The organism is Mesorhizobium sp. B2-7-3, assembly GCF_006440715.1.
In the GTDB taxonomy this organism is placed as follows: Bacteria; Pseudomonadota; Alphaproteobacteria; order Rhizobiales; family Rhizobiaceae; genus Mesorhizobium; species Mesorhizobium australicum.
Map to the genome: position 1 here is coordinate 64,223 of NZ_VFTY01000006.1, position 25,625 is coordinate 89,847.

Sequence of the window (25,625 nt, forward strand, 5' to 3'; positions counted from 1 at the left end):
CGGAGCTTCAGCCGGCCTGCTCGCGCGCCACGGCCTGCCAGCCTATGTCGCGGCGGCAAAACCCGTCCGGCCAGTCGATGCGGTCGAGGGCGGCATAGGCCCGCGCCTGCGCCTCTCCGACCGTGGCCCCGCTCGCCGTGACATTGAGCACACGGCCGCCGTTGGCGACCAGCGCACCGCCATTGATTGCGGTGCCGGCATGGAAAATCTGGACGCCTTCACCGGCGGCGTCCTCGACGCCGCGGATGACGGAGCCTTTCTCCGGTGTGCCGGGATAGCCCCTGGCCGCCATCACGACGGTCAGCGCCGCCTCGTCACGCCAGCGCACCGACATATGCGCGAGCTGGCCATCGGTCGCGGCATTGAGCAGCACCAGCAGGTCATCCCTGAGCCGCATCACCAGCACCTGGCATTCCGGATCGCCGAAGCGGGTGTTGTATTCGATCAGCTTCGGCCCGCTTTCCGTGATCATCAGTCCGGCGAACAGAATCCCGGCGAAAGGCGCGCCAAGCTCGGCCATGCCGCGCATCGTCGGCTCGATGATCTCGCGCATGGTGCGCTCGATCATGTCAGGCGTCATTACCGGGGCCGGCGAATAGGCACCCATGCCGCCGGTGTTGGGACCGACGTCGCCATCACCGACGCGCTTGTGGTCCTGCGCGGTGCCGAAGGGAAGCGCCGTGGTGCCGTCGCAGAGGCAGAAGAAACTCGCCTCCTCGCCGGTCATGAATTCCTCGACCACCACCTCCGCGCCGGCAGCACCAAAGGACCCGTCAAAGCAGGAAGCGAGTGCCGCCCGTGCCTCGTCCATCGTCATGGCTACGGTGACACCCTTGCCAGCTGCGAGCCCGTCGGCCTTGATGACGATCGGCGCGCCTGTCTTCTCGACATAGGCCTTGGCCGAGGCCAGGTCGCCGAACCGGCCATAGGCGGCGGTCGGAATGTTGTACCGGGCGCAGAGGTCCTTGGTGAAACCCTTCGAGCCTTCCAGCCGCGCGGCGGCCTTCGAAGGCCCGAAGACGCGGATGTTTTCGGCGCGCAGATCATCGGCGATGCCGGCGACGAGCGGCCCTTCCGGGCCGACCACGACGAGATCGATTTTTTTCTCCCGGCAGAAGGCGGCGACCGCGGCGTGATCGGTGATATCAAGCTTCACCAGTTCGGCCTCGCTGCCAATGCCCGGATTGCCGGGGGCCGCGTAGAGCTTGGTCAGCAGCGGCGAAGCGGCGATCTTCCAGGCCAGCGCATGTTCGCGGCCGCCGGAGCCGAGAAGAAGAACGTTCATGGCCACCTCTTGATGCCGCCGATCCCATAGAGAGAACAACCCGCTATTGCTCTCTGGGCGACGGGTCAAGGCGTCAGGGTGGATTGCGCACGGGAACGTTATCCCTGTCGAATAGGGCGCCGGCTACCGCCGCCCCTATTCCGGCGCTCGTTCAGCCCTGAAAGACCACCGGAAACCAATCCTCGCGCAGCTTCTGTCCCGGCTGCATGCCATGGCCGTGATAGGGCGGCGAGGTGCGGCCCGGTCGCTCGACATAATGGGCATCGTCGCCGACCCAGCGCAGCGACAACGCCCGGCGCCGGGCCGCGGTCATATTGCCGCGCGCGCCGTGTGCCGTCCTGAAGTCGAACAGGATGGCGTCGCCCGGCTCCATCTCCCATTCGATAACTTTCATCGACGGATCGGTGTCGGGATCGGGCACCGGACGGTAATCGCCCTCGGCGGCGTAAAAATTGCCATCGTCCAGCCAGCGTACCAGCAGGATCATCTTGTCCCATTTGTGCGAGCCGGCGATCAGGCGCAGCGTCGCCTCCTTCACTGGATCGATGGGGATCCAGAAGCTCACCGTCTGCTGGCCGTCGACGAAATAATAGGGGATGTCCTGGTGCCACGGCGTCGGCTTCTGCGTACCGGGCTCCTTGACCAGCACATGGTCGTGGAAGAACTGCGCGGTGCGCGACTGCATCACCGCGGCCGCCAGTCGCGCCGCCGGCGAATTGCGCACGACGTCGACGAATTCAGGGATACGCTCCCAGTTGCAGTAGTCGTCGAAGAAGCTGCCCTTGCCGCCAGCGATGTCGGACGCGGTGGCGCTGCGGCTCCGCATGTTGCGCTCGATGCCGGCGGCAATCGTGTCGACCCAGCCCTTGAAGGCGCCGCGGATGCAGACCGCGCCGTCACGCTGGTAGTCGGCGATTGTCTGCGCATCGATGATTTCGGTGACGATTGGCTGCGTGGCGGTTTGGGAAGCCATGGTGTCCTCCTCTCAGGATCGAGGCCACTATCGCAATGTCCTCTCATTCAGTAAAATAATAACTTCTCATCTGACACATAGGTTTTGGCTATGAGCCTTACGCTCACGCAACTCCGCTATCTCATCGCCGTCGCCCGCCATGGCAGCGTCACCGGCGCGGCGCGGGCGATAAACATTTCGCAGCCGTCGGTTTCAGTGGCCATCGACGCCATCGAAAGGGATTTCGGCCAGAAACTATTCGTACGCCAGCGGGGAAGCGGCGTTTCGCTGACCTCGTTCGGCCGTGTCGTGGTAGCGAAGGCAAAGCAGGTTCTTGCCGAGACTGACGAACTCATGAGCCTGGGGGCGGGCAATTCAGCCATCGGTGGGGAGCTGGTGCTCGGCTGCTTCGAGGATCTGGCGCCCTTTTTCGCGCCGGGCCTTATCCGCGCCTTCTCCGAACGTCATCCAGCGGTCGCGGTTGTCGTCCGTGACGAGACGTTCGAGACGCTTGGGCGACGCCTGGCGGACGCCACAGTCGACCTCGGCCTCAGCTACGATCTCGGCCTGCCGTCGCATTTCGCCCGCATCCTGCTGCACGAGCTTCGGCCGCATGCGCTGCTGCCGGCGGGCCATGCACTGGCGGGCCACCCCGAGGTCAGTCTGGCGGATCTGGCCGCCTACCCGCTGATCACGACCGACCAGCCGCATAGCTGGCAGCATATGCTCGACCTGTTCCGCGGCCGTGGCCTGTCGCCGGTGGCCGACATGCGCACAAGTTCGTTCGAACTCCAGCGCAGCATGGTGGCCAACGGCTTCGGCGTCGCGGTCAGCTATACCCGCCCGCATGGCGACCGCAGCTATGACGGCTTGCGCCTCGTCTGCAAACCGCTGTCGGATCCGCTGCCCATGCAGCGCATCATTCTCACCCACGATACGCATCAGCGCGTGTCGAATGCGGCGCTGGCTTTCATCGCGGTGGCGAAAGTCTGGTTTTCCACACGCGACATCTTCGCGTCGTGACGGTTGGCGGGCCGCCGCTCCTCCGCTTGCCGCTTGACGGTTTCCGCCACTGCTGCCACTCCATGCCGATGGAACCTGTCCAGTCAAAAGCGGCCCAGGGTCGCGTCGCCGATGCGCCGAGCCGCCATTGGGTCTATCGCGTGCTGCCGCGCGCGATCTGGCCCTATGCGCAGCTGGCGCGGTGGGACAGGCCGATCGGCTGGCAGTTGCTTTTGTGGCCATGCTGGTGGTCGGCGTCACTTGCGGCGAGCGCCTATCCGCGCCCAGGCGACCCGCTGCTCTCGCTGCTGCCGGCGCCCTTGTACCTTGTGCTCTTCCTGATTGGCGCCATCGCCATGCGTGGCGCCGGGTGCACCTATAACGACATTGTCGACCATGACATCGATAACCAGGTCGAACGCACCCGCTCACGCCCGCTACCGTCCGGCCAGACCACGCGCCGGCGGGCCTGGCTGTTTCTTGTCCTGCAGGCCCTGGTCGGCCTGGCGGTTCTCCTGCAGTTCAACAGCTTTGCCATTCTGCTCGGCGTCTGCTCGCTGGTGATCGTCGCCGTCTACCCATTCATGAAGCGGATAACCAACTGGCCGCAAATGTTTCTCGGCCTCGCCTTTTCCTGGGGCGCGCTGATGGGGTGGGCGGTCGAGTTCGGTGATCTCGATGGCCCCGCCGTCATGCTCTATATCGGTTCGATCCTGTGGGTGATCGGCTATGACACGATCTATGCCCACCAGGACAAGGAAGACGACGCCATTGTCGGCGTGCGTTCGACCGCGCGGCTGTTCGGCGACAACACCAAGGCATGGCTCGCGGGGCTCTATGGTGGTACGCTGATCTGCTTCGCCATCGCCTTCGCCTCGGCGCAGGCCCCGGTGGTGGCACTGGCGGGATTGATCGCCGCCGGCGCCCACATGGCCCGGCAGATCGCGGTTCTGGATATCGACGATCCAGACCAGTGCCTGCGGCTGTTTCGGTCGAACAACCAGGTCGGCTGGCTGATCTTCCTCGGCCTGATCGGCGGCGCATTGTGGGTGGCGCTGAAGCCGCTGGTGTAGCGGCTTTTCCTTCTCCCCGTCTCTATACGGGGAGAAGAACGCTAGTCTCTTGAAATGATCTCCTCGCCGCCGATCACCAGCCTGAGGCCGAGGTCACCGGCTCTGCGGCGGGCAAGGAAGCGGGGGCGGCGCATATTGGAAACGCGGCCCTTGCGGCGCTCCCGCGGCGGCAATGTCTTGATGGCGGCGCCGAGCGATTCTTCCAGGGTGCGGGCGACGCCATCGGATTCGATCAGCAGCATCGGCAGACGGTAGGCGTCGGCCCAGGCGCGCCAGTCGGCGGCGACGTCTTCGAGATCGTCGGCCACCAGCAGCGGCACCGACAGCATCGGATCGTTGTGCAGGAGTTCCAGGGTCACCGTGACATTGCCTTCCGGATCCTCCATCGCACGGGCGGCGACGCCGCGAAATGCATTGGCGGGCAGCACGATGATCGCCGGCAGGCCGCTCATCTCGAGCAGGCGGCGGATCACGGCGCCGCGCTGGTCGATGGTGAAGGTTACGTCGCCATAATCGTCGCGCGTGGCATAGCTCACCACCTGCGGCAGGCGGAATGGGTCGAGACGCATGTTGCGTCCCGCCCAGACTGGCTTCAGTCCAGTGTTCACGTTCATAGAGCGCCTTCCTGTCTGTCTCCTGAGAGCCGGTGTCCGGTTCTCTCCGGGCCAGTTTTCCCGGCCTCGTTATGGGGAAACAGTAGCGCCGGCTCCTTACCGCCGCGCTTAAGAAAGTCGGTTAAATTTTGCTGATCTCAGGGATGGTTATCGGAATGCCACCAGCCACAGGATGCTGAAAGGATCAGATAACCTTACCAGGATTCATGATGCCGGCCGGATCGAAGGCAGCCTTTACCCGGCGCATCAGATCGATGGCCATCGGCGGCGCGGTGGCGATCAGTTCGTCGCGCTTCAACTGACCGATGCCGTGCTCGGCCGAGATCGAACCGTGCAGGCTGCGCACCACGTCATGCACGGCCTTGTTCATCGCATGATAGAGCGCCAGGAACGCCTCGTCGTCGCCGTCGACGGGCCGTGAAATGTTATAGTGGAGATTGCCGTCTCCCATATGGCCGAAGCAGACCACGCGGGCGCCGGCGCTCACTGACGCCACCGCGCCGGCGGCCTCCCTTATGAAGCGCGGTATCGATGCGATCGGCACCGAAATGTCGTGCTTGATCGAAGCGCCTTCCGGCTTTTGTGCCTCGGGCAACAGCTCGCGAAAATCCCAGAAGGCATCGCCCTGCCCGAGGCTGGCGGCGATGACGGCATCGCCGACGAATTCCTTCTCTAGACCCGCCGAAAGCACATCCTCGATCAGCGCCCGAGAATCCTCCGCTGAGCGGCCGGACGATATCTGCATCAGCACGTACCAGGGCCAGTCTTCGGCCAGCGGCCGCACGACGCCCTGGGCGTGCGCAAGGGTAAAGTCATACGGGCGCTTGCCGATCAGTTCGAAGGCCGTGAGTGCGGCCCCGGCGCGGTCCATGGCCAGGCTGAACAGGGAAAGGGCGGCTTCGGGCGACGACAGGCCGACGAAGGCGACGTCCCTCCCCTTCGGCTTCGGGAACAGTTTGAGCACGGCGGCGGTGATGACACCGAGCGTGCCTTCGGCGCCGACGAACAGGTCCTTCAGGTCGTAGCCGGTGTTGTCCTTCTTCAGTTTGCGCAAATCGTCGAACACCTCGCCGGTCGGCAGCACCACCTCGACGCCGAGGCACAGTTCGCGCGCATTGCCATAGGCCAGCACGCCGGTGCCGCCGGCATTGGACGACAGGTTGCCGCCGATCTGGCAGGAGCCTTGCGCGGCGAGCGACAGCGGAAACAGCCGGTCGGCGGCATCGGCCGCTTCCTGCAAGGTCTGCAGGATGACACCGGCCTCGACCGTGACCGTATTGGACAGCACATCGATCTCGCGGACGCGGTTCAGCCGCGATAGCGACAGGACGATCTCGCGACCGGATCTGTCCGGCACCTGCGCGCCGACCAGCCCGGTGTTGCCGCTTTGCGGCACGATCGGCGTTCCGGTCTCAGTCGCCAGCCGCATGATCCGGCTGACCTCGTCGACGCTGCCCGGCCGCAGCACCACGGATGTCGCGCCGTGCCAGAGGCCGCGTCGCTCGATCAGATAAGGCGCGATGTCCCGCTGGTCGCGCAGCGCATATTTGTCGCCGACGATCGCCGCGAAACGATCGATGAGAGCAGGATCGAGTGTCTTTGCGGTTGCGGTCATCTGGGAAAACTACGTTGTGGGCTGTGCGTTGTCACGAGGAGCGGCGGCACGGGAGAGCCGGTCGTTGATGGCCTCGCCAAGTCCGTCAAAGGGAATCGGCTCGACGGCGATAATCCGCGCGCCGCTACGGTCGAGATCCTGCATGTAGGCAAAGAGATTGCTTGCCGCTTCACTCAGGTCACCTGACAGGGAGAGGTTGAGGAAAGCGGTCGCGCCGCGCCAGCCTTCCGCGCGGTGGTCGCCGAAGGCAAGCAATGCTTCTCCTTCACCAACCGTGCCGGCATTGAGCCGAACAGCCGCGCCCGGTGCGTAGTGCGAGGCAAGCATGCCCGGTGCCTCGACGCCGGCAGTGCCGCCGCGCTGCAGCTCCATGCGGATGGCTGCCTCGATCTCATCGGCGGCAATGCCGCCGGGCCGAAGCAGGCGCAACCTTTCGCCTTCGGCCTTGACGATGGTCGATTCCAGCCCGACCGGGGTGGCGCCGCCATCGACCACCAGTTTGATGCGCCCGCCTAAATCCGCAGCCACCGCTTGCGCCGTCGTCGCGCTGATCTTGCCGGATGAGTTGGCGCTGGGCGCGGCAAGCGGTCGGCCAAGCCTAGCGATCAGGTCGCCGCCAAAACCCCTCGGCATGCGCACGGCGATCGTGTCGAGCCCGGCCGTAACCAGCGGATGAATGCCGTTGCCGGGGCGCTGTGGCAGCACCAGCGTCAGCGGACCCGGCCAGAAGGCAAGCGCGAGCTTCCTGGACAGCGGATCGAACGAGGCGATGCGCTCGGCCATCGCCATGTCGGCGACATGGGCGATCAGCGGATTGAAACGCGGCCGCCCCTTGGCTTCGAAAATGCGCGCCACGCCAATGCCGTTGGTGGCATCGCCGGCAAGCCCGTACACGGTTTCCGTTGGAATGGCGACGACATCGCCGCCCTCAAGCAGCGTCAACGCCGGTTCCATCGCTTCGCCGACGGCAAGTATTTCAGCCACTCTCGTCACCTCGCGGATGCCGGCTGCGTAATACGACGGGGCCGCCGGGGCAAGCGGGCATTGGCAATTCATCAATTCCTAAAATGCTATCTTTCCACGAAAGCCGGCATCAATCGCCGAGTACTATCGTGCGGCTTCTGGGCAATGGGGAGCTATGTCGGTGTCTGTTCGTATCTGGGGAGCGCTTGCCATCACTTTGGCCTCAATGGGTGGCGGGGCTCAGGCCTCGTCGCTGGTCTTTCCCGGTGCGCCGGCCTCGACACCCTCCATCCTTGCGCTGAAGGCGGCCGACGGCAAGGCGAGCGACGTTGTGTCCGTCGTTGTGCTTGGCGAGCCTGACGTCACCTACGAAAAGGTCGCGGCAATCCCCGGCAAGGCCGAGGCGAGGCACTCCTTCGCGCAGAGCCCGATGATCATTAGGGGCGGCGTCGTCGGCGGCGCTTTCTCGACACCCATGCAGGCCAAGGCGCCGGCCGCGGCAACGGCCCCAGCCACCCCAACCGCCCCCGCCACGGCGACAGCCTCGGCAGCCCCCGCGCCGGCAGCGCACGGGAAAGCAGCGGCACCGGCGGCAGCCGCGCCGCCTCCGCCAGCCCACCAACCTGCTTCAGGAGCCGGCAAGGTCAAGTAGCGACCACGCAAACCGGACGGGCAAAATGCTCGGCGGCTTGACGGCGGTCTGGCCTCCTGCGCACCACTGTCCGGCGAATTTCGTCTAGAGTATCTCGCTGGCGGCCCTGCGGCTGATTTTCGCCAAGCGGCTCCGGCGGACTCAATCGCATTGTTCAAGGCAAAGGGGATTGCTCATGAAAAAATCGAAGACCGTTACCGTGGCAGGGCTTCTGTTGGCGTCATTGCTTGGTGGCGTGGCCCAAGCGGACGACATGCTGGGATCCTATGTCGCGCGCATTTCTGATCGCGACCACCAGGCGAGCGACGGCTATGCGCTGGATGGCGCCGCGCAGATGGTGCGGCAAGACCGTGCCAACTGGCACAAATTCCATCGCCGCGACGGCGACGACGAGGGCGACGCCTGGTTCAGGACCAACGACCAGCGCGCCGACCTGCAGCGCATGCTGGAGCGCCCCGGCGCGATGAGTTCCTCGACCAAGCGCGCCATCGTCAATGGCGAGCCGCTGATCCAGGTCGACGTCTATGAAAACAGCGTGCGCGTCAGCATCCTGGAGAACTGATCAAATCAATTTGGGAAGACGGCGGAAGGGCGGCGCGAAAGCGCCGCCCTCGAGAACCTGTTAACTGAAAATCAGGCTGCTTCTTCCTTGTCGTCGTCGTCTTCGGACTCGCCGTCTTCGGATTCTTCGGCGTCATCGCCTTCGGCCTTCACGGTGTCATCGGCGTCGTCTTCGTCAGACTCTTCGCCGTCTTCATCGTCGCCTTCCTCGTCATCGCCATCTCCGTCTTCGTCAGACAGATCAGCGGCTTCGACCGTGGTCGCAGCGGCGTGATCGAGGGCGGTTTCGGAAGCGGATTCAAGCGGCTCGGCAGGAGCCGAGGTTTCTTCTGTCACTTCGATTTCGTGATCGGAATTCATGGAAGCCTCCGTTGGGGTGGGGAACACACCCCTTTTGCCACGGAGAGATCATCGTCATATGACTGTAAGCCGGCTCGAAGGGCCGGCCGGAACATATTTTTCCCGGGGCCTGCGGCCCCCTCTATCCCGGCGTGATCTCAGGACAAACGGAAACCGTTTGTCCGAGAAAATCGGTGCCGACTTTTCGAAAAGTGCTTCTCAACCAGCGATTTTCGAGAAATCCGCGACCTGACCGGTAGCCGTGCGAATGCGCGCGAGCAGCGCCAGTCGGTTGGCACGCACGGACAGGTCCTCATCATTCACGAGAACATGCTCAAAGAATGAATCAACGGGTTCACGCAACACGCTAAGCGCCATCATGGCAGCCGAAAAGTCTTGGTTTTGAATCGCTTCGCCGACTTGCTTCTCGGCCTGATTCACCGCGGCGAACAGCGACTTCTCCGCATCTTGCCGGAACAACGCCGGCTCAACGGTTTCGGCGACGGCCGTTTTCTTCTTCTCCTCGGCGGCCAGAATGTTGGCGGCACGCTTGGTGCCGGCGAGCAAATTCTTGCCGTCCTCGGTGTCAAGGAAAGAGCCGAGCGCCTCGACACGGCGGACGATCTGCAGGAGGTCATCGGACTGAGGCGTGATCACCGCGTCGATCAGGTCATGGCGCGCGCCCTGGTCGCGGAGGTAGACTTTCAGGCGGTCGTGGAAGAAGGCGAGGAGGTCGATCACCTCGGCCCCAACCTGCCTTCCTTTGAATTCCCGCATCCCTCGCCCAATAGCTCCGCCACGAGGACGCTGCATCGATTGGTGGACAAAGAGAACATGAGATTCTGCTAGTTCGGCGATGCTCAATTGAATTCTATTCTCAATAAGAATTCTCACTACCCCAAGTGCAGCCCTTCGCAGTGCATAAGGATCCTTAGATCCAGTCGGCTTCTCGTCGATTTCCCAAAATCCGACCAGCGTATCGAGCTTGTCTGCAACCGCAACGGCCACAGATACCGGATCAGTCGGCACCCGGTCTGACGGTCCTTGCGGCTTGTAGTGCTCCTCGATGGCCGCGGCCACGGATGGATGCTCGCCCTGCAGCAGCGCATATTTGCGGCCCATCGCCCCCTGCAGTTCGGGAAACTCGCCGACCACTTCGGTGGTGAGATCGGCCTTGGCGAGAACCGCCGCACGGCCCGCGAGCGTGGGATCGGCGCCAACGACCGGCGCCAATTCTTCCGCCAATCGCTTGATGCGCCCCACCCGCTCGCCCTGCGTGCCAAGCTTGGCATGGAAGGTCACATTGAGATGGTCGAGCCGCGCCATGCGCTGGTCGAGCGGCTTTTTCAGATCGAGCCCGAACTTCTCGGCCGATGCCTGGAGTTGGTCAAGGTCCGGCAAATCGCCCTGGTCGGTAGTCCAGAAATAGAGCGCATCGGACAGGCGGGCGCGCACCACCTTGCCGTTGCCGTGGGCGATCTCCTTGCCGCCGTCCTTCGCCTCGATGTTGGCGGTGAGGATGAAGCGGTTGGAAAGCGCCTCGCTTTCCCCCTGCGGCCGCGTGACAAAACACTTCTGGTTGGCGCGGATGGTCAACCGGATCACTTCCGCCGGAATGGCAAGGAAAGCCTGCTCGAACTCGCCCATCAGCACGACAGGCCACTCGACCAGCCCGGACACTTCTTCAAGCAGCCCCTCATCCTCGACTAGGTCGAGCCCGTTGGCGAAGGCGAGGTTGCGGGCGTCGGCGAGGATGATCTCCTTGCGACGGTCGGCGTCGAGCACGACCTTGCCCGCCTCCAGCTTGCCCACATAATCGTCGAAGCGGCGCACGGTGATTTCGCCGGGCGCGAGGAAACGGTGGCCGTAGGTGATGTTGCCCGAACGGATGCCGTCGATCTCGAAATCGACCACCACCGGCTCCTCGGTCTCGGGGCCGAAGGTGCACAGGATCGACTGCAGCGGGCGCACCCAGCGCAGCGAGCCCGGTTTGGCCGAGGCCGGTCCCCAGCGCATCGACTTCGGCCACGGAAAATCGCGGACGAGGTCAGGCACCAGTCCGGCGATGATCTCTTCGGCCGCCCTGCCCGGCTTCGAAATATGGGCGACGTAGAAGTCGCCCTTCTTCGGGTCGGAATGGACATGCGCCTCGGCGATCGAAGACAGGCCGGCCTTGCGCAGGAAGCCCTGGACCGCCTGTTCTGGCGCCGATGTCGACGGACCCTTGATTTCCTCGTGAATGTCTTTTGAGCGTGCGGTGAGCCCGCGTATATCGAGCGTCAGGCGCCGGGGCGTCCAATACTCACGCGCCGCCTCATAGGTGAGACCCGCCTCGACCAGACCGTCGGTCAGCATCTTCTTCAAATCGCCCGCCGCCTTGCGCTGCATGCGGGCAGGAATTTCCTCGGAACGAAGTTCAAGAAGCAGGTCAGGCATCGGGGTCAGCTCATGCGGGAGAGTGGTCCGGGCGGGGCATAGCAACTCGGCTGGCCGCTGTCACCCTTTCCATAAATTTCAATAGGCCTGTCGGGACGAGCCGAACCCGCCCGTCCTTGGATCAAAGATTTCCATGAACCGAAAGCTGCGCTGAAGCGACCCACGCTCAGGCAGGGAACTATTGGCTGAACGACAATGAAAACGGCATCCAGACTTCTTCAGATCCTTGCGCTCAGCGCCTGCTTCACCGCGCAGGCCCACGGCGCCTTCTCGATGCCGGGCGTGCGGCAGGCGCTAAGGACAATGGCTGGTCCGAGCGGCCAGATCCTGCCGCCGATCCATGCTTCCCTCGGAATGATCGAGGACGCTTGAGGCTCAGGCCGCCAATCCACCGGCCTGCGTCTTCAAGAACGCCTCGCCGCAGGCCTTCGCCAGATTGCGCACGCGCAGGATGTAGCTCTGGCGCTCGGTGACAGAGATCACGCCACGCGCGTCCAGCAAATTGAAGACATGGCTGGCCTTGATGCACTGGTCATAGGCCGGGAAGACCATCTTGTGCATCGGCAGATTGTCGTTCGAGGCCGGCGCGCCGGCCTCGAGCAGCGCCTTGCACTCGGCCTCGGCGTCCTCGAAATGCCTGAGCAGCATCGCCGTGTCGGCGTATTCGAAATTGTGGCGCGAATATTCCTGCTCGGCCTGCAGGAACACATCGCCATAGGTCACCTTGTCGGCGCCCTCGCGGCCGTTGAAGTTGAGGTCGTAGACATTGTCGACGCCCTGCACATACATGGCCAGGCGCTCCAGGCCGTAGGTGAGTTCCCCCGCCACCGGCGCGCATTCGATGCCGCAGACCTGCTGGAAATAGGTAAACTGCGACACCTCCATGCCGTCGCACCAGCATTCCCAGCCAAGCCCCCAGGCGCCCAAAGTCGGGCTTTCCCAATCGTCCTCGACGAAGCGTATGTCGTGCAGCAGAGGATCGACGCCGATCGCCGCCAGCGAGCCGAGGTAAAGCTCCTGCAGGTTCGGTGGATTGGGCTTCAGGATCACCTGGTACTGGTAATAGTGCTGCAGCCGGTTGGGATTCTCGCCATAGCGGCCGTCCTTGGGACGGCGCGAAGGCTGGACGAAGGCGGCGTTCCAGCCCCTGGGCCCTAGCGCGCGCAACGTCGTTGCCGGGTGAAAGGTGCCGGCGCCGACCTCCATGTCATAGGGCTGGAGGATGACGCAGCCATAAGCCGCCCAGTAATTGTGCAAAGTGAGGATCAGCCCCTGAAATGAGCGGCTGGGATGCATATGGGCTGGGATTTCAATCGTCACGGTGGCCTCGGCGACACAGGCTAGCTTGCGGCCACGTCCTAGAGACACGGCGGCGAAGCGTCAAGCAAGGCGCGCGCCCGCGACCTTTGCAGGACCGGTCGAAAGCTTTGCGAGCGGCTGGCCCATTGCCGGACGTAGCGACCTGCGCTTTCTTCGAAGCCCTGTATCACCCATGTCAACGACGACAGGTCAAGCCATGTCCAACCCCGTCACCATCCGCCCCGTCACGCGCCAGGATTTCGACCGATGGCTGCCGCTGTGGGACGGCTACAACGCTTTCTATGGCCGTTCGGGCGAGACGGCGCTGGCAAGCGACATCACGGCAATGACGTGGTCCCGCTTCTTCGACGCCTATGAGCCAGTGCATGCGCTGGTCGCGGAAAACGAAGGCGAGTTGCTTGGCCTCGTCCACTACCTGTTCCACCGCAGCACGACGGCGATCGCACCAAACTGCTATCTGCAGGATCTTTTCACCAACGAAGCCTCGCGCGGCAAAGGCGTCGGCCGGGCGCTGATCGAAGGCGTCTACGAGCGCGCCCAGGTGGCCGGTTCCGGCCGAGTATACTGGCTGACGCATGAAACCAATCACGCGGCGATGAAGCTTTATGACAAGGTCGGCGAACGCTCTGGCTTCGTCGTCTATCGAAAGATGTTCTGAGCGCGTTCTGAGCAGACGGACATCAAAACGAAAACGGGGCTCCGAGAGCCCCGTTCGGATTCCAAAAAGGCGTTTCACCCCTTCGGGGCGGGAACCGGCTCCGGCTTGACCTTCGGGGTTTCCTGCGCCGTGTTGGACTCGATCGGCGGCAGGCCCTTCATCAGCTTCTGTTGCAAGGAGGCAAGCACGTCGGGATCCGGCTTCAGGTCGCGGGCCTGGTTCCATTGGAAGGTGGCTTCCAGCTTGCGGCCGACGCGCCAGTAGGCATCGCCGAGATGGTCGTTCAGAACCGGATCTTCCGGCTTCAGCGAGACCGCGCGTTCCATCTCGCGCACCGCGTCATCGAACCGGCCGAGGCGGAAATAAGCCCAACCCAGGGAATCGACGATGTAGCCGTCGCTCGGCTTGAGATCGACGGCCTTCTGGATCATCTCCAGGCCCTCCTTCAGGTTGGTGTTCATGTCGACCCAGGAATAGCCGAGATAGTTCAGCACCTGCGGCTGGTCTGGCTGCAATTCCAGGGCCTTGCGGAAATTCGGCTCGGCCTTTGGCCATTCCTTCAGCCGCTCATAGGCGATGCCGCGCTGGTAGAAGATGTTCCAATTGGCGGCGGTCGGTGTCTTCAGCACCTCGACGGCCTTGTCGTAGAGATTGGCGGCGGAGCGGAAATCCTCCTTCGAGGAGTAGACACCGCCGAGCGCCAGATAGGCGCGCATGTCGTTTGGATGAGCTTCGACGAAGGCCTTCAAATGCGTGATCGCCTCGTCATGGCGGTCGAGATCGGCAAGGTTGAGGCCAAGCTGCAGGTCCGAAATCTCCTTCAGTGGCGAAGAGTCGGGGATGCGCCGATAGAGTGCGATGGCGCCCTCGCCGTTCTTCAGCTGTTCGGCCACGGCGGCGAGCTGCACGAGGGCAGCGTCGCTGTCGGGCTTCAGGGCCAAGGCATATTGCAAATAAAGGCGCACGAATGGCTCGCCGCCGCCACGGTTGAGCGCGGTGGCAAGATCGAGCAGGATTTCGGAAGCACCGTCGGACGGACCGGACACGAAGGGCGCGATCTTGTCGCCCTTGCTGATCCTGTCGCGCAAGGCGACGATTTCCAGCTTGCCCGGCGAGAACGCCTCGGCCTGGTCGAGAACCGACATCGCCTTGGCCTTGTCGCCCTTACGGGCCAGGAACGAGGCATAGGCCTGCGCATTGCGCATCCAGGTTTCAGGCGCCGCACCGCCGGCGGTGGTGTCCTGCATCGTCGCGGCATAGAGAGCCTCGGCCTTTTCAGGCATACCAGACGCATCGGCGATCAGGGCGCGGTGGAAGGATTTGAACAGGCCGAACCAGTCCGGCCCCTGCAGCTTGTCGATAGAAACCATCGCTTCGCTGGCCTGGCCGGCACCTTGCTCGGCCCAGCCGGACATGACGCCGGAGATCAGCCGATCGAGATCGGATTCCAGCGACAGCTTGAGCCAGTACTGTGCCTTGGTGAAATCCTTCTTGTGGAAGGTGTCGACCGCCAGCGCCAGGCGCGAGAAGCGTTCGACATCGGGCACTTCCTTGAGCTTGTCGGCATAGACCAGCGATTCGTCGAAGCGGCCTTGAGCGATCAGCGACAGCATCAGGCTCTGCTGCAGGGCTGTGTCACCAGGATTGAAGGCCAGGGCTTGCTTGTAATAGGCGATGGCGCTGTCGAGGTCGTTGTCGCCCTCGGCGATCCTGGCAGCCAGATAGGCGCCCGAGAATGACGAGATCTTGACCGGTTCGGTGGATTGCTTGGCATAGGCCGGCAATGCCGAAATCGCCATGCCCGTCACAATTGCCAGCCTTGTCAGCCAGCGCGCACGTCCTTGCTGCATCATATCCCTTTCAGCCAGGCGCCATCTCCGCGTCAGCGGATCGACCCAGACTCGATCTTTCCAGGCAAAGCATGGCCTTTTTGGGGTCGCGCTTCAATCCGCCTGAAATTCACAATCGGGTCACCCGATTAACAAACCATGGCTAAATGGGACGGTTTTGCGCGTCAACAGGCCGCCGCAGCCGCGCATCGCGATAGCCGCCGCTTGCCACCGCGCCGCACAGCCCGCTCCATTCGCAGCCGCCGCACGCCTTGCGCACGTGGCCGGTCGAAAACGCCTGCCGCAGCCTTGTCAGGATGGCGGCATCGAGATCGACGCGGATGCCGTCCCGGATCGGCCGAGCCAGCAGCGCTTCCACGTCTTCCGCGGCCTGCCGGTCCCGCCCGGCCGCGCCGTCACGCAAGCAGTGCGGTTCCGGCTCGCCAAGCAACGGAGCGCAGATGTCGTCTGGTCCGGAAACGAGGAGGATGTCTTCGCCCCGGCTCAAGCGCTCCGCGATTCCGTCATAATTGGCGGTGAAAGCGGGGCTGTATCCCTTGCCCACATAGGTGAGCAGGCAAAGGAGATGGTGGGCGCGCAGCCTGACCGTCACGGCTTCGGCAAGTTCATCTTGCCGCGCGGGAGCGCCATCAGCGTCGCGGCGCCAAGCGCCGATTTCAGCAACCCGCCGACGATGAACGGCACGAAGCCGAAGGTGATGGCCTTCTCGGCGCCGATCATGACGGCAAGCCAGGCTGTGCCGAGAGCCAGGCAGGCAAGATTGCCGAGCAGCATGGCGGCGAAGGCAAGCAAAACCCTGTTGCCGTTCCAGCCGCGCTCGGCCAACCAGCCGACCAGCGCGCCGGTGACAGGAAAGGCAAAGAGATAGCCACCCGTCGGGCCGACGAAATGCTGAATGCCGGCAGCGCCGCCGGCCAGGACTGGAAAGCCGACAGCACCTTCGACCAGCCATGCCGCGATCGTCACCGCGCCAAGCCGCCAGCCATAGAGCGCACCGATCAGCGTCACGGCGAAGGTCTGCATGGTCACCGGAACCGGCACCATCGGAACCTCGATGTAAGAGGACAGCGCCAGGAAGAGCGTGCCGAGCACGACGGCGCCGGCCTGCCAGCCGAGCGATCGCTGCTGGAGACGCAGCGGGCTGAAGGACGGTCTGGCGGACGAGAATGCGAGGTTGGTCATAGGCTTCCCTTCGGTCGATCCGAAATTATAGATAATTTCTGTTTTCGATCTATTATCGAATCCACATTTCTGGAGCGATAGCAAGCCTGGGCTTGGGAAAAGATCGTTCAACCCACGATCGCGAAAGCTTCGCGCGTGGCGCCGGAGGCTGTCTTGACCGGCTTGCGGCCAATCCATTGGACATGCCGTCCCAATGTTGCCGCGGCCGATTCGGTGTTTCCCTGCCGCAAGGCGGTGAGGATCGCCCGGTGGTCCTGGTCGGTGCGCGTCTCCCACTCCGAGCGCCAGGCCGCGAACAGGAAGCGCGCGCTTGCCGCGTGCAGATCGTCTATGGTGGCAAGCAGGCGGGGCATGCCGCAGGGCGTCAGGATCAGCCGGTGAAAGGCGCGATTGGCCTCCTCCCACGACCTGACGTCACGGGATTTGTCGCCGGCTTTTGTCGCCTCCTCGGCCTGGTCGAGAATGGCCGAGGTCAGATGCGGCGCGGCGTGGCGCAGTGCCAGCACTTCGAGTGCGGCCCGCATCTCGGCGACCTCCTTGACCTCACCCAGATCGAAGGCCGCGACACGCACGCCACGGCGCGGCTCACTGACGGCGAGGCCCTGCGCCTCGAGGCGGCGAAACGCCTCGCGCACGGGAACGTGGCTGGTGTTGAATTCCTCGGCGACATGATCCTGCCGCAACCTCGCCCCTGGCTCGATCGCGCCGGAGATGATGCGATCCGCCAAAACCTTGCCGATGCGGACCGCGATGGTGTCGTCAGTGCCCTTGGCCATGTTTTATAGATAATTTGCGACTGGGCTGCTTGTCGAGACGGCAGGGCGAATTCACAGGCGTCTTTTCACTGACGGCCCCGGTAGCAAGCCGTCAGGCGCTCAGTTCACGCGGCTGATGCAGAAATCGATGACGTCGATCAGCGCCGATTTCTGCGGCGTCTCTTCCAGCGGCGCCAGCGCGTCGCGGGCGATCTCGCCGAAATGGCGAGCGCGCCCGATCGTGTCGGCAATGGCGCCGTGGCGGGTCATCAGGCCGATCGCCTTTTCCAGCCCGGCGTCGTCGGTGACATTGTCCTCGATGGCGCGCTTCCAAAAGGTGCGTTCGGCCTTGCTGCCGCGCCGGTAGGCGAGGATGACCGGCAAGGTCACCTTGCCCTCGCGGAAATCGTCACCGACATTCTTGCCCAGATCCTTGCTGGTGCCGCCATAGTCCAGCGCATCATCGATCAGCTGGAAGGCAAGGCCGAGATTCATGCCGTAGGAACGCAGCGCCGCACGGTCGTTGCGGGTCGCCTGGGCGATGACCGGGCCAACCTCGGCAGCGGCCGAAAACAGCGCGGCGGTCTTGGCCTTGATGACGGCGAAATGCTCGTCCTCGGTGGTTTCGAGGTTCTTGGCGGCGGCCAGCTGCATGACCTCGCCCTCGGCGATAATCGAGGCTGCGCTGGACAGGATGTCGAGCGCTTCGAGCGAGCCGACATCGACCATCATGCGGAAGGCCTGGCCGAGCAGGAAGTCGCCGACCAGCACGCTGGCCTGGTTGCCCCAGATCATGCGGGCGGTCTTCTTGCCGCGCCGCATGCCGCTTTCATCGACCACGTCGTCATGCAGAAGCGTGGCCGTATGCATGAATTCGACCGAAGTGGCGAGCTTGACGTGGCCCTCGCCGGCATAGCCGAACATCTGCGCCGCAGCCAGCGTCAGCATTGGCCTGAGCCGCTTGCCGCCGGACGAGATCAGGTGATTGGCGACCTCGGGGATCATCTCGACGTCGGAGCCGGCCTTGGACAGGATCAGCTCGTTGACACGTCCCATATCGGCAGCAGTCAGATCGATGAGATCCTTGATGGAGGCGGGCTCCCGCTTCCCGTTTTCGATGTTGAGAACGACACCCACGACAATCACTCCCGTCTTGGTATAACGCGTGCGACGGCACCCTTAGTCCCGACAAGACTCTAGGGCCGCTGGCACGGCCACGGCAAGTGGCGAATTGGCGCGGCGGCGGCGACAGCGTGTCAACGCAGGGAAATGCGGGAATGCGGCCGCACGTTTACATGCACGCCGCAACCTGCGAGTTTCTTGCGATGATAGAGCTCATCCGCACCAACGACGCCGTCATCATCTCCTTTGTCGAATCGCTGATGCGCGATGCCGGGATCGGCTGCTTCGTCGCCGACCAGAACATGAGCGTGCTCGACGGCTCGCTTGGTATCCTGCCGCGACGCGTCATGGTGGATGCCGACCAGGCCGACGCCGCGCGCCGCATCCTGACCGATGCCGGCATCGCCAACGAGATCCGGGGGAAATAATGTCGGCCGCGCCAGCCGCCCTTGTCCCGGATACGCCGGCCCACACGGTCGATGCGTTCCACCGCGGCCGGTTCTGGCTCGTGCAGCCCAAGCATGGCGGCCATCGCGCCGGGATGGATGCAATGATGCTGGCCGCATCCGTACCATCCTCGTTTGGCGGCCGGCTCGCCGATTTCGGGGCCGGCGCCGGTGCTGCCGGTCTTGCGGTGCTGTCGCGCTGTCCGGGTGCCCAGGCTGTGCTGGTCGAACGCGCGCCTGAGATGGCGGCCTTCGCGGCAGCCACGCTTGCCCATCCGGGCAACGCGCACCTCAGCGATCGCGCTGCCGTGCTCGTCGCCGATGTCACCGTGTCGGGCCGCGCCCGGGCCGCCACCGGCCTTGCCGACAATGATTTCGACTTCGTCATCATGAACCCGCCTTTCAACGCCGCCCGGGACCGCGCCACTCCCGAGCCGCTAAGAAAGGAAGCGCATGTCATGGAGGACGGACTGTTCGAAAGCTGGATCCGCAGTGCGGCGGCGGTTGTCAGGCCGCGCGGCGGGCTTGCCGTCATCGCCCGGCCCGAACAGCTCGGCGCCATTCTCGACGCGATTTCAGGCCGCTTCGGCGAAGCCGAGATGCTCGCCGTGCACCCTCGCCCGGACGCGGCCGCAATCCGCATTATCGTGCGGGCAGCACTTGGGGCACGAGGAAAGCTCGCCATCCGTCCGCCCCTGATGCTTCACGCGCGATCGGGCAACGGCCCCGACGAGCGCAGCGAAATGATCACCAACGGGCTCGCCTCGCTGTTCGGAGACTGAGCTGTTGGCGGCCTACACATTGCCGTTGGCCGGGAAATCCCTACATGCCTGCAACCATCGCCGGAGACCACGCCATCGTGAAACGTCTTTTCAACCGCCTGCTGCCGAAGTCCTGGCGCTCCTCCGTCGTCACCGTTCCGGTCATCCGACTGCACGGCACCATCATGGCCGGCGGAGGCCAGTTCCGGCCGAGCCTGTCGCTTGCTTCCACCGCCGGACTGATCGAAAAGGCGTTTTCCTTCGAGGCGCCGGCGGTCGCGATCTCGATCAATTCGCCGGGCGGCTCGCCGGTGCAGTCACGGCTGATCTTCAAGCGCATCCGCGACCTTGCGGTCGAGAAGAATAAAAAGGTCCTGGTCTTCGTCGAGGATGTCGCGGCGTCCGGCGGCTACATGATCGCGGTCGCCGGCGATGAAATCTTCGCCGATCCCTCCTCCATCGTCGGCTCGATCGGCGTGGTGTCGGCCTCGTTCGGTTTCCCGGAACTGATGAAGAAGATCGGTGTCGAGCGCCGTGTCCACACCGCCGGCCAGAACAAGGCGGTGCTCGATCCGTTCAAGCCCGAGAAGAAGGAAGACGTCGAGCGGCTCAAGGTGCTGCAGCTCGAAGTGCACGAGACCTTCATCGATCTGGTCAAGGAGCGGCGCGGTACGAAGCTGGCGGACGATCCAGACCTGTTCACCGGGCTGTTCTGGACCGGCAAGCGAGGCCTGGAGCTCGGCCTCGTCGATGCGCTGGGCGACATGCGCACGGTGCTGAAGACCCGCTTCGGGCCGAAGACCCAGCTCAGGCTGGTGGCGGCGCCGCGCGGTTTGTTCGGCCGCTTTGGCCTGTTCGGCTCGAGCAAGGGCTTTTCGGCACCCGATATCGCCGCAGTTGCCGCCAGCGGCGTCATCGATGCGGCGGAAGAGCGCGCATCGTGGGCGCGCTTCGGGCTTTGAAAAAGCCATGAAAGCGTCTAGCATGGTTGCCCGAAAGACCCGACCGGCCGGTCTTACCGGCCCAGCGTGGTAGGAGTTTGACATGCCGCAGCTCATTTTTTTCGCCGTCGTCGGCGTCGCCGCCTATTTCGGTTACCGCACCTTCGTGCGCGAGGCTGAACGCGTGACGGCCAAGGTGCGGCGCACCGAAAAACAGGCGGCCAACGGCGCGATGGGAACGCTGGTCAAGGATCCGCAGACCGGCGAATACCGGCTGGCCAAGGACTGACCCTCATTTCACTCGCAATCGAGACTGCGGAATCCGGTCAGCGTGTCCGGACATGGGCCGCACCCGCCAAGATAAACCTAGCTTTGCACGTCACCGGCAGGCGCGCCGACGGCTATCATCTCATCGAAAGCCTGGCTGTGTTCACGCGCTTTGGCGACAGGATCGAGATCGCGCCGGCCGACGCCGATGAGTTCAGCGTGTCCGGCCGCTATGCGGCGGACGTACCGCTCGATGGCGGCAATCTTGTGCTGAAGGGCCGCGACGCCCTGCGGCAGGCCGCTGGCGTTCGGAGCACGCCGCCGGTAAGCATCAGGCTCGAAAAGAACCTTCCGGTCGCATCCGGCGTGGGCGGAGGATCGAGCGACGCGGCGGCCGTGCTACGCGGGCTGACCGAGAGCTGGGGGCTGGAGCTCGACAGCGCCGAACTGGCGCGGATCGGTCTTTCGCTTGGCGCCGATGTGCCGATGTGCCTGGCGGCAAAGCCGCTGGTCGCGCGCGGCATTGGTGAGGAACTGTCGATGGTGCCGGATTTTTCAGCACTGGGTCTCGTGCTGGTCAATCCGGGTGTGCCGGTCTCGACGGCGGAAATCTTCGCCGCATTGTCCCATCGCGAAAATGAGCCGCTGCCGCCGCTGCCGCGCAGCATCGATTTTCACAGCCTGCGCAACTGGCTGGAAATCACCCGCAACGATCTCGAGCAGCCAGCCCTTGCGATGCAGCCCGCCATCGGCAGGGCGCTTTCATGGCTTGATAAGGCCGGATCTGGCTTTTCACGAATGTCCGGGTCGGGCGCGACGTGCTTCGGCCTGTTCGAGACCGGCAATGTCGCCAAGCGCGCGGCGGCCGAGATCCGCAGCCGCCAGCCCGACTGGTTCGTCGCGGCAACGCGCAGCATGGCGTCGGAGGCTGGGCGAGATGGCCAGAATTGACGAGAGCCGAGCCTTCATTCCGGTGCGCATCGCGGTGCTGACTGTTTCCGACACACGCAGCTTGGCCGACGACAAATCCGGCCAGACATTGGCCGATCGCATTACCAAGGCCGGCCACATCCTGGCCGCCCGCGATATCGTCACCGACGACCGCGAAAAAATCCGCGACGCCGTTCTGGCGTGGTCGCGGGACAAGGCCATCGACGTCGTGATCACCACTGGGGGAACCGGTTTTACCGGACGCGATGTGACGCCCGAGGCGCTGGAGCCGATCTTCGAAAAGCGCATGGACGGCTTTTCGGAAGTGTTCCACCGCATTTCCTATGACAAGATCGGCACCTCGACGATCCAGAGCCGGGCGACCGGCGGTGTCGTCAACGCCACTTTCGTCTTCGTGCTGCCGGGCTCGCCCGGCGCCTGCAAGGACGCCTGGGACGGTATCCTCGAGCCACAGCTCGATTACCGGCACATGCCCTGTAACTTCGTCGAGATCATGCCGCGCCTGGACGAACATCTGCGGCGCGGCAAATCGGCGTCGTAAGCAACGCCACGCAGAGCCGTTGCAAAAATCACCCCCCAGAGCGGTGCTGCTGCTTCGGCTGCGCTGGCCAGATTTCGGCGTCGAGCCGTCTGGTCGCCAGCCCGCGCGCTAAGGCCTCGGCGCTGCCGGCATTCTTGGACAGCGATGCCGCCTGTCGCTTGCTGATCACCAGTCCGTCGGCGAGCGCGCGGTTTGCCGAAAAGACCCGGGCCAGGAACGGTGGACGGCTGCCCCGCGCCCGCGAGAACCGGGCCGCTATTGTCTGCCTGGCCGTATGGGCGACGACGGCGTCGATCCAGCCCTCCACCAGCCTCGCACCCGGTTCGAGAAACAGCAGCCAGTCACCCTTGGCCTGGCGGATGCCGGCGGCGATGCCCCCGCTCCCCACATAGTGGCAGCCGGCATGCTCGGCGACGCGATGGGTCTGGTCACTGGAGCCCGTGTCGCAGACGACAACCTCACGCACCACGCCCTCGACCGCGCCGCCAATCAGCGTCCCCAGCGTACGGGCGAGCCCCTCCTCGTCATTGTGCGTTTCAATCAGAACACTGAGCATGATTAGCCGAATAGCGGAAAGCGTTGGTCGGCGCCAGTTTTTGCAGCGCACCATAGAAAGTTCTTGATTTGTTCTCATCGATAAAATAGGAATAATTTCATGAACAGAGCGATTCGACACAACATGGACAGTCCCTGGGAGCGGGCGAAGATGGAACCGATCATGCGAGCCGACATTGCAGCCTTCGGAGCAGGACGAGCCGAAATGGCCAATGCAATGATCGAGCAGAGCGGCATGCGGGTCCGTCCGGACCGCAACCGCGGCCGGTCGGCAGGCATCAATCCGTCCGGCCGGTTCGAACCTGTCAGCCGGCATGTCTTCGACGACGGCTGGAGTTCGCTGGAGGAACTTCCTCCCTTCAAGACCGAGGTGCAGGTGGAAAAGCCGCGCACCATCATCACCCGCAACGAATCGCCCGACATCTCCTTCGACCGGTCGATCAATCCCTATCGCGGCTGCGAACACGGTTGCGTCTATTGCTTCGCGCGGCCGACACACTCGTTCATGGGCCTGTCGCCGGGCCTGGACTTCGAATCCAAGCTGTTCGCCAAGCCCGACGCGGCACGCCTGCTCGACAAGGAATTGTCAAAGGATGGCTACCAGCCGCGCACCATCGCCATCGGCACCAACACCGATCCCTACCAGCCGATCGAGAAGCAGTACCGGATCATGCGCGAAATCCTCGAAGTGCTGGAGGCGCGCGGCCACCCGGTCGGCATCGTCACCAAGTCAGCCCTGGTCGTGCGCGACATCGACATTCTGTCGCGCATGGCGGAGCGGGGCTTGGCCAAGGTGGCGCTGTCGGTGACGACGCTTGACCGCATGCTGGCCAGGACGATGGAACCTCGGGCATCGACGCCGACCAAGCGGCTGGAGGCGATCAGGCAGCTTTCGGATGCCGGTATCCCCGCTTCGGTGATGGTGGCGCCGATCATTCCGGGCCTGACCGACCAGGAGATGGAACGCATCCTCGACTCGGCGCACCATGCCGGGGCGCGCGAAGCCGGCTATGTGGTGCTGCGCCTGCCGCTGGAGGTCAGCCCGATCTTCAAGGACTGGCTGCTGCGCCACTATCCCGACCGCTACCGCCACGTCATGTCGCTGGTCCGTTCGATGCGCGACGGCAAGGACTACGATTCGGAATGGGGCAAGCGCATGAAGGGCGCCGGACCCTATGCTTGGCAGATCGGCCGGCGCTTCGAAATCACCGCCAAGCGGCTCGGCCTCAATGCCGAGCGGCGTACGCTGCGGACCGACCAGTTCGTCGCTGCCGGCAAGGACCAGGAGCAGTTGATGCTGCTCTGAACCGAAAATCGCCTCGGCTGTTCATTGCCGCCGTGGCAAAGAAATCCCGTCCGGCCTGCCCCGGCCTGCAGACGGTGCCCTCCCGGTCCGGCGCCCCACCCGACCCGGAGGGACTTGCGGAGAATCGGAGCCGATGCGAACCTCGCCGCAACATGGCTCGCGCGCGTTCTGATTCTCCGCCTCTCTTCGAAATCGTCGAGAAACCCGATTTCTCCTTCGAGACGAAGGCGATGGCCGATGGTTTGTGGCCGGTCGCGGGGATGGACGAAGCCGGTCGCGGCCCGCTCGCGGGTCCCGTGGTCGCGGCGGCAGTGGTGCTCGACCCCGCCAATATTCCCGAGGGTCTCGACGATTCCAAGCGGCTTAGCCACCTGCAGCGCGAAGCGCTGTTCCTGCACATCATCGGCTCCGCTCTCGGCGTCTCGATGGCGTCGATCAGCGCCGAGGGCATCGATGGCACCAACATCCTCAAGGCGAGCCTCGAAGCGATGCGCCGCGCACTGGTCGGGCTGCCGGTGCAGGCTAAGCTCGCGCTCGCGGATGGGCGCGACGTGCCGCCGGGATTGCCCTGCGAGGGGCGCGCGCTGATCAAGGGCGACCAGCGCTCCCAATCGATCGCCGCAGCCTCGATCGTCGCCAAGGTCATGCGCGACCGCATGATGCGCGGCTGCGGCAACCATCACGACCGCTACGGCTTCGAAGTCCATATGGGCTACGCCACGGTCCGGCACCGCACGGCGATCGAGGCGCATGGGCCAGTGGCTCGGCTGCATCGCACCTCGTTTGCGCCGTTCCGGCTGGGCGGGACTGAAGTGGTTGAGGAAGAGAGCTTGGCCGGGCTGGAGTAAGGCGACGGCAGTGGCAATTCCGATCTTCCCCACGAGGGCGGAGATTGGCCGCTTTGACGCGCCGCTTTCTCCCAAACAAAAAAGCCGCCAGGTTGCCCGGGCGGCTTCATGTCAGCGACTGAAGAACGCTCAGTTCAGCTTGGCCTTCACATCCTGCAGCGCGGACCTGAACAGGTCGGCTCCGGCCTTGGCGTCAACCTTGGCGGCGAGCAATGCGCGTGCCGCCTCGACGGCTATGTCGACGGCGCTGGCGCGCACTTCGGCAACCGCGTCACGCTCGGCTTGGCCGATCTTCTGCTCGGCAAGCGCGGTGCGCCTGGCAACGTAATCCTCGGTCTTCTTGTGGGCGTCGGCAGCCAGCAGTTCGGCCTCGCGCTTGGCGGCCGCTACAATGTCGGCGGCCTCCTGCTCGGCTTCCTTGCGCTTCTTCTTGTATTGGCCAAGCAGTTGCTGGGCTTCGTCGCGCAGCTTGCGGGCCTCGTCGAGTTCACTGCTGATCCTGGCCGCGCGGGCGTCCAGCGCCTTGGCGATCATGCCGGGCACCTTGATATAGACGGCGATGGCCAGGAAGATGATCAGGGCAATCGTGGCCCAGAGCGTTGCGAGAGATGTAGCGTCCATGATGCGCTC

General features: G+C 64.1%; 29 protein-coding genes. 14 read left to right on the top strand and 15 right to left on the bottom strand.

All coding sequences use genetic code 11. From position 1 onward, the window contains the following. Positions 1-7: 7 nt before the first annotated feature. A complete protein-coding gene (gene purD, locus FJW04_RS15155) occupies positions 8-1,285 on the bottom strand; it encodes a phosphoribosylamine--glycine ligase (RefSeq protein WP_140715028.1) in 1,278 nt (425 codons plus the stop codon). Positions 1,286-1,436: 151 nt separating this feature from the next. Continuing rightward, on the bottom strand, positions 1,437-2,258 hold the full coding sequence (locus FJW04_RS15160; protein ID WP_140715030.1) for a phytanoyl-CoA dioxygenase family protein: 822 nt from the start codon (positions 2,256-2,258) through the stop codon (positions 1,437-1,439). 90 nt (positions 2,259-2,348) lie between these two features. On the opposite strand from FJW04_RS15160, the gene FJW04_RS15165 reads away from it, so the two are divergent. After that, positions 2,349-3,260 (top strand): LysR family transcriptional regulator, encoded by a 912-nt coding sequence (locus tag FJW04_RS15165; protein ID WP_140715032.1) that lies wholly within the window; start codon positions 2,349-2,351, stop codon positions 3,258-3,260. Between the two features lie 68 nt (positions 3,261-3,328). Next, the gene (ubiA, locus tag FJW04_RS15170) at positions 3,329-4,312 is read left to right on the top strand and encodes a 4-hydroxybenzoate octaprenyltransferase (RefSeq protein WP_181172960.1); all 984 of its coding nucleotides are present in this window, start codon (positions 3,329-3,331) and stop codon (positions 4,310-4,312) included. A gap of 41 nt (positions 4,313-4,353) precedes the next feature. Here ubiA and FJW04_RS15175 read toward each other — a convergent pair whose 3' ends face one another. The 3 genes from FJW04_RS15175 to FJW04_RS15185 all read right to left on the bottom strand — a co-directional run bounded on the left by FJW04_RS15175 (position 4,354) and on the right by FJW04_RS15185 (position 7,525). Continuing rightward, positions 4,354-4,920 carry a DUF6101 family protein gene (locus FJW04_RS15175; RefSeq protein ID WP_041163896.1) on the bottom strand — a complete coding sequence of 189 codons (567 nt, stop codon included), beginning with the start codon at positions 4,918-4,920 and terminating at the stop codon, positions 4,354-4,356. A gap of 190 nt (positions 4,921-5,110) precedes the next feature. Beyond that, entirely contained in the window at positions 5,111-6,541 is a 1,431-nt protein-coding gene (locus tag FJW04_RS15180; protein ID WP_140715036.1) for an FAD-binding oxidoreductase, read from the bottom strand. 9 nt (positions 6,542-6,550) lie between these two features. After that, on the bottom strand, positions 6,551-7,525 hold the full coding sequence (locus tag FJW04_RS15185; protein WP_181172948.1) for an L-threonylcarbamoyladenylate synthase: 975 nt from the start codon (positions 7,523-7,525) through the stop codon (positions 6,551-6,553). Between the two features lie 154 nt (positions 7,526-7,679). Between FJW04_RS15185 and FJW04_RS15190 the strand changes: the two genes are divergently transcribed. Both FJW04_RS15190 and FJW04_RS15195 read left to right on the top strand, forming a co-directional pair. Further along, positions 7,680-8,156, top strand: coding sequence for a hypothetical protein (locus FJW04_RS15190; protein ID WP_224622699.1), 477 nt, complete (start codon positions 7,680-7,682; stop codon positions 8,154-8,156). A 175-nt stretch (positions 8,157-8,331) separates the two neighbouring features. Next, on the top strand, positions 8,332-8,718 hold the full coding sequence (locus FJW04_RS15195; RefSeq protein ID WP_140715040.1) for a hypothetical protein: 387 nt from the start codon (positions 8,332-8,334) through the stop codon (positions 8,716-8,718). A gap of 71 nt (positions 8,719-8,789) precedes the next feature. On the opposite strand, the gene FJW04_RS15200 is transcribed toward FJW04_RS15195, so the two are convergent. Next, entirely contained in the window at positions 8,790-9,077 is a 288-nt protein-coding gene (locus FJW04_RS15200; protein ID WP_140715042.1) for an ATPase, read from the bottom strand. Positions 9,078-9,275: 198 nt separating this feature from the next. Next, positions 9,276-11,492 (bottom strand): glycine--tRNA ligase subunit beta, encoded by a 2,217-nt coding sequence (gene glyS, locus FJW04_RS15205; RefSeq protein ID WP_140715044.1) that lies wholly within the window; start codon positions 11,490-11,492, stop codon positions 9,276-9,278. 195 nt (positions 11,493-11,687) lie between these two features. Between glyS and FJW04_RS29945 the strand changes: the two genes are divergently transcribed. Then, positions 11,688-11,864 (top strand): hypothetical protein, encoded by a 177-nt coding sequence (locus FJW04_RS29945; protein WP_181172949.1) that lies wholly within the window; start codon positions 11,688-11,690, stop codon positions 11,862-11,864. Between the two features lie 3 nt (positions 11,865-11,867). On the opposite strand, the gene FJW04_RS15210 is transcribed toward FJW04_RS29945, so the two are convergent. Beyond that, entirely contained in the window at positions 11,868-12,812 is a 945-nt protein-coding gene (locus FJW04_RS15210; protein ID WP_140715046.1) for a glycine--tRNA ligase subunit alpha, read from the bottom strand. 196 nt (positions 12,813-13,008) lie between these two features. Between FJW04_RS15210 and FJW04_RS15215 the strand changes: the two genes are divergently transcribed. Beyond that, on the top strand, positions 13,009-13,470 hold the full coding sequence (locus FJW04_RS15215; protein WP_015318839.1) for a GNAT family N-acetyltransferase: 462 nt from the start codon (positions 13,009-13,011) through the stop codon (positions 13,468-13,470). Between the two features lie 74 nt (positions 13,471-13,544). On the opposite strand, the gene FJW04_RS15220 is transcribed toward FJW04_RS15215, so the two are convergent. The 5 genes from FJW04_RS15220 to FJW04_RS15240 form a co-directional block, all read right to left on the bottom strand. Next, complete coding sequence (locus FJW04_RS15220; protein WP_140715483.1) at positions 13,545-15,320, bottom strand: tetratricopeptide repeat protein; 1,776 nt, start codon at positions 15,318-15,320, stop codon at positions 13,545-13,547. Positions 15,321-15,462: 142 nt separating this feature from the next. Beyond that, on the bottom strand, positions 15,463-15,912 hold the full coding sequence (locus FJW04_RS15225) for a DUF1284 domain-containing protein (RefSeq protein WP_140617321.1): 450 nt from the start codon (positions 15,910-15,912) through the stop codon (positions 15,463-15,465). Next, positions 15,909-16,502 (bottom strand): biotin transporter BioY, encoded by a 594-nt coding sequence (locus FJW04_RS15230; protein ID WP_140715048.1) that lies wholly within the window; start codon positions 16,500-16,502, stop codon positions 15,909-15,911. The genes FJW04_RS15225 and FJW04_RS15230 overlap by 4 nt, the downstream gene beginning before the upstream one ends. A gap of 107 nt (positions 16,503-16,609) precedes the next feature. Continuing rightward, the gene (locus FJW04_RS15235) at positions 16,610-17,278 is read right to left on the bottom strand and encodes a GntR family transcriptional regulator (RefSeq protein ID WP_140715050.1); all 669 of its coding nucleotides are present in this window, start codon (positions 17,276-17,278) and stop codon (positions 16,610-16,612) included. Positions 17,279-17,377: 99 nt separating this feature from the next. Continuing rightward, entirely contained in the window at positions 17,378-18,394 is a 1,017-nt protein-coding gene (locus FJW04_RS15240) for a polyprenyl synthetase family protein (protein ID WP_015318844.1), read from the bottom strand. 188 nt (positions 18,395-18,582) lie between these two features. Between FJW04_RS15240 and FJW04_RS15245 the strand changes: the two genes are divergently transcribed. From FJW04_RS15245 to moaB, 6 genes are all read left to right on the top strand, one after another. Further along, positions 18,583-18,807 (top strand): DUF2007 domain-containing protein, encoded by a 225-nt coding sequence (locus tag FJW04_RS15245; RefSeq protein WP_015318845.1) that lies wholly within the window; start codon positions 18,583-18,585, stop codon positions 18,805-18,807. Further along, entirely contained in the window at positions 18,807-19,607 is an 801-nt protein-coding gene (locus tag FJW04_RS15250) for a methyltransferase (protein ID WP_015318846.1), read from the top strand. Before FJW04_RS15245 ends, FJW04_RS15250 begins: the two co-directional genes overlap by 1 nt. Positions 19,608-19,684: 77 nt before the next feature. Continuing rightward, complete coding sequence (locus tag FJW04_RS15255; protein WP_140617598.1) at positions 19,685-20,548, top strand: S49 family peptidase; 864 nt, start codon at positions 19,685-19,687, stop codon at positions 20,546-20,548. 82 nt (positions 20,549-20,630) lie between these two features. Further along, positions 20,631-20,816, top strand: coding sequence for a membrane protein (locus tag FJW04_RS15260; RefSeq protein WP_015318848.1), 186 nt, complete (start codon positions 20,631-20,633; stop codon positions 20,814-20,816). Between the two features lie 5 nt (positions 20,817-20,821). Then, a complete protein-coding gene (locus FJW04_RS15265; RefSeq protein WP_181172961.1) occupies positions 20,822-21,745 on the top strand; it encodes a 4-(cytidine 5'-diphospho)-2-C-methyl-D-erythritol kinase in 924 nt (307 codons plus the stop codon). Further along, the gene (gene moaB / locus FJW04_RS15270; RefSeq protein WP_015318850.1) at positions 21,732-22,286 is read left to right on the top strand and encodes a molybdenum cofactor biosynthesis protein B; all 555 of its coding nucleotides are present in this window, start codon (positions 21,732-21,734) and stop codon (positions 22,284-22,286) included. Before FJW04_RS15265 ends, moaB begins: the two co-directional genes overlap by 14 nt. A gap of 28 nt (positions 22,287-22,314) precedes the next feature. On the opposite strand, the gene FJW04_RS15275 is transcribed toward moaB, so the two are convergent. Next, positions 22,315-22,842 (bottom strand): glycosyltransferase, encoded by a 528-nt coding sequence (locus FJW04_RS15275; protein ID WP_140715054.1) that lies wholly within the window; start codon positions 22,840-22,842, stop codon positions 22,315-22,317. Positions 22,843-22,992: 150 nt separating this feature from the next. Here FJW04_RS15275 and FJW04_RS15280 point away from each other — a divergent pair, with 150 nt between their 5' ends. Together FJW04_RS15280 and FJW04_RS15285 are read left to right on the top strand one after the other, a co-directional pair. Continuing rightward, positions 22,993-24,147: a PA0069 family radical SAM protein gene (locus tag FJW04_RS15280; protein WP_041163509.1), complete on the top strand. Its 1,155-nt coding sequence runs from the start codon at positions 22,993-22,995 to the stop codon at positions 24,145-24,147. A gap of 152 nt (positions 24,148-24,299) precedes the next feature. After that, the gene (locus FJW04_RS15285) at positions 24,300-24,995 is read left to right on the top strand and encodes a ribonuclease HII (RefSeq protein WP_140617327.1); all 696 of its coding nucleotides are present in this window, start codon (positions 24,300-24,302) and stop codon (positions 24,993-24,995) included. A 129-nt stretch (positions 24,996-25,124) separates the two neighbouring features. Here FJW04_RS15285 and FJW04_RS15290 read toward each other — a convergent pair whose 3' ends face one another. Beyond that, positions 25,125-25,616, bottom strand: coding sequence for a F0F1 ATP synthase subunit B (locus FJW04_RS15290; protein ID WP_023771006.1), 492 nt, complete (start codon positions 25,614-25,616; stop codon positions 25,125-25,127). Positions 25,617-25,625: the final 9 nt, after the last annotated feature.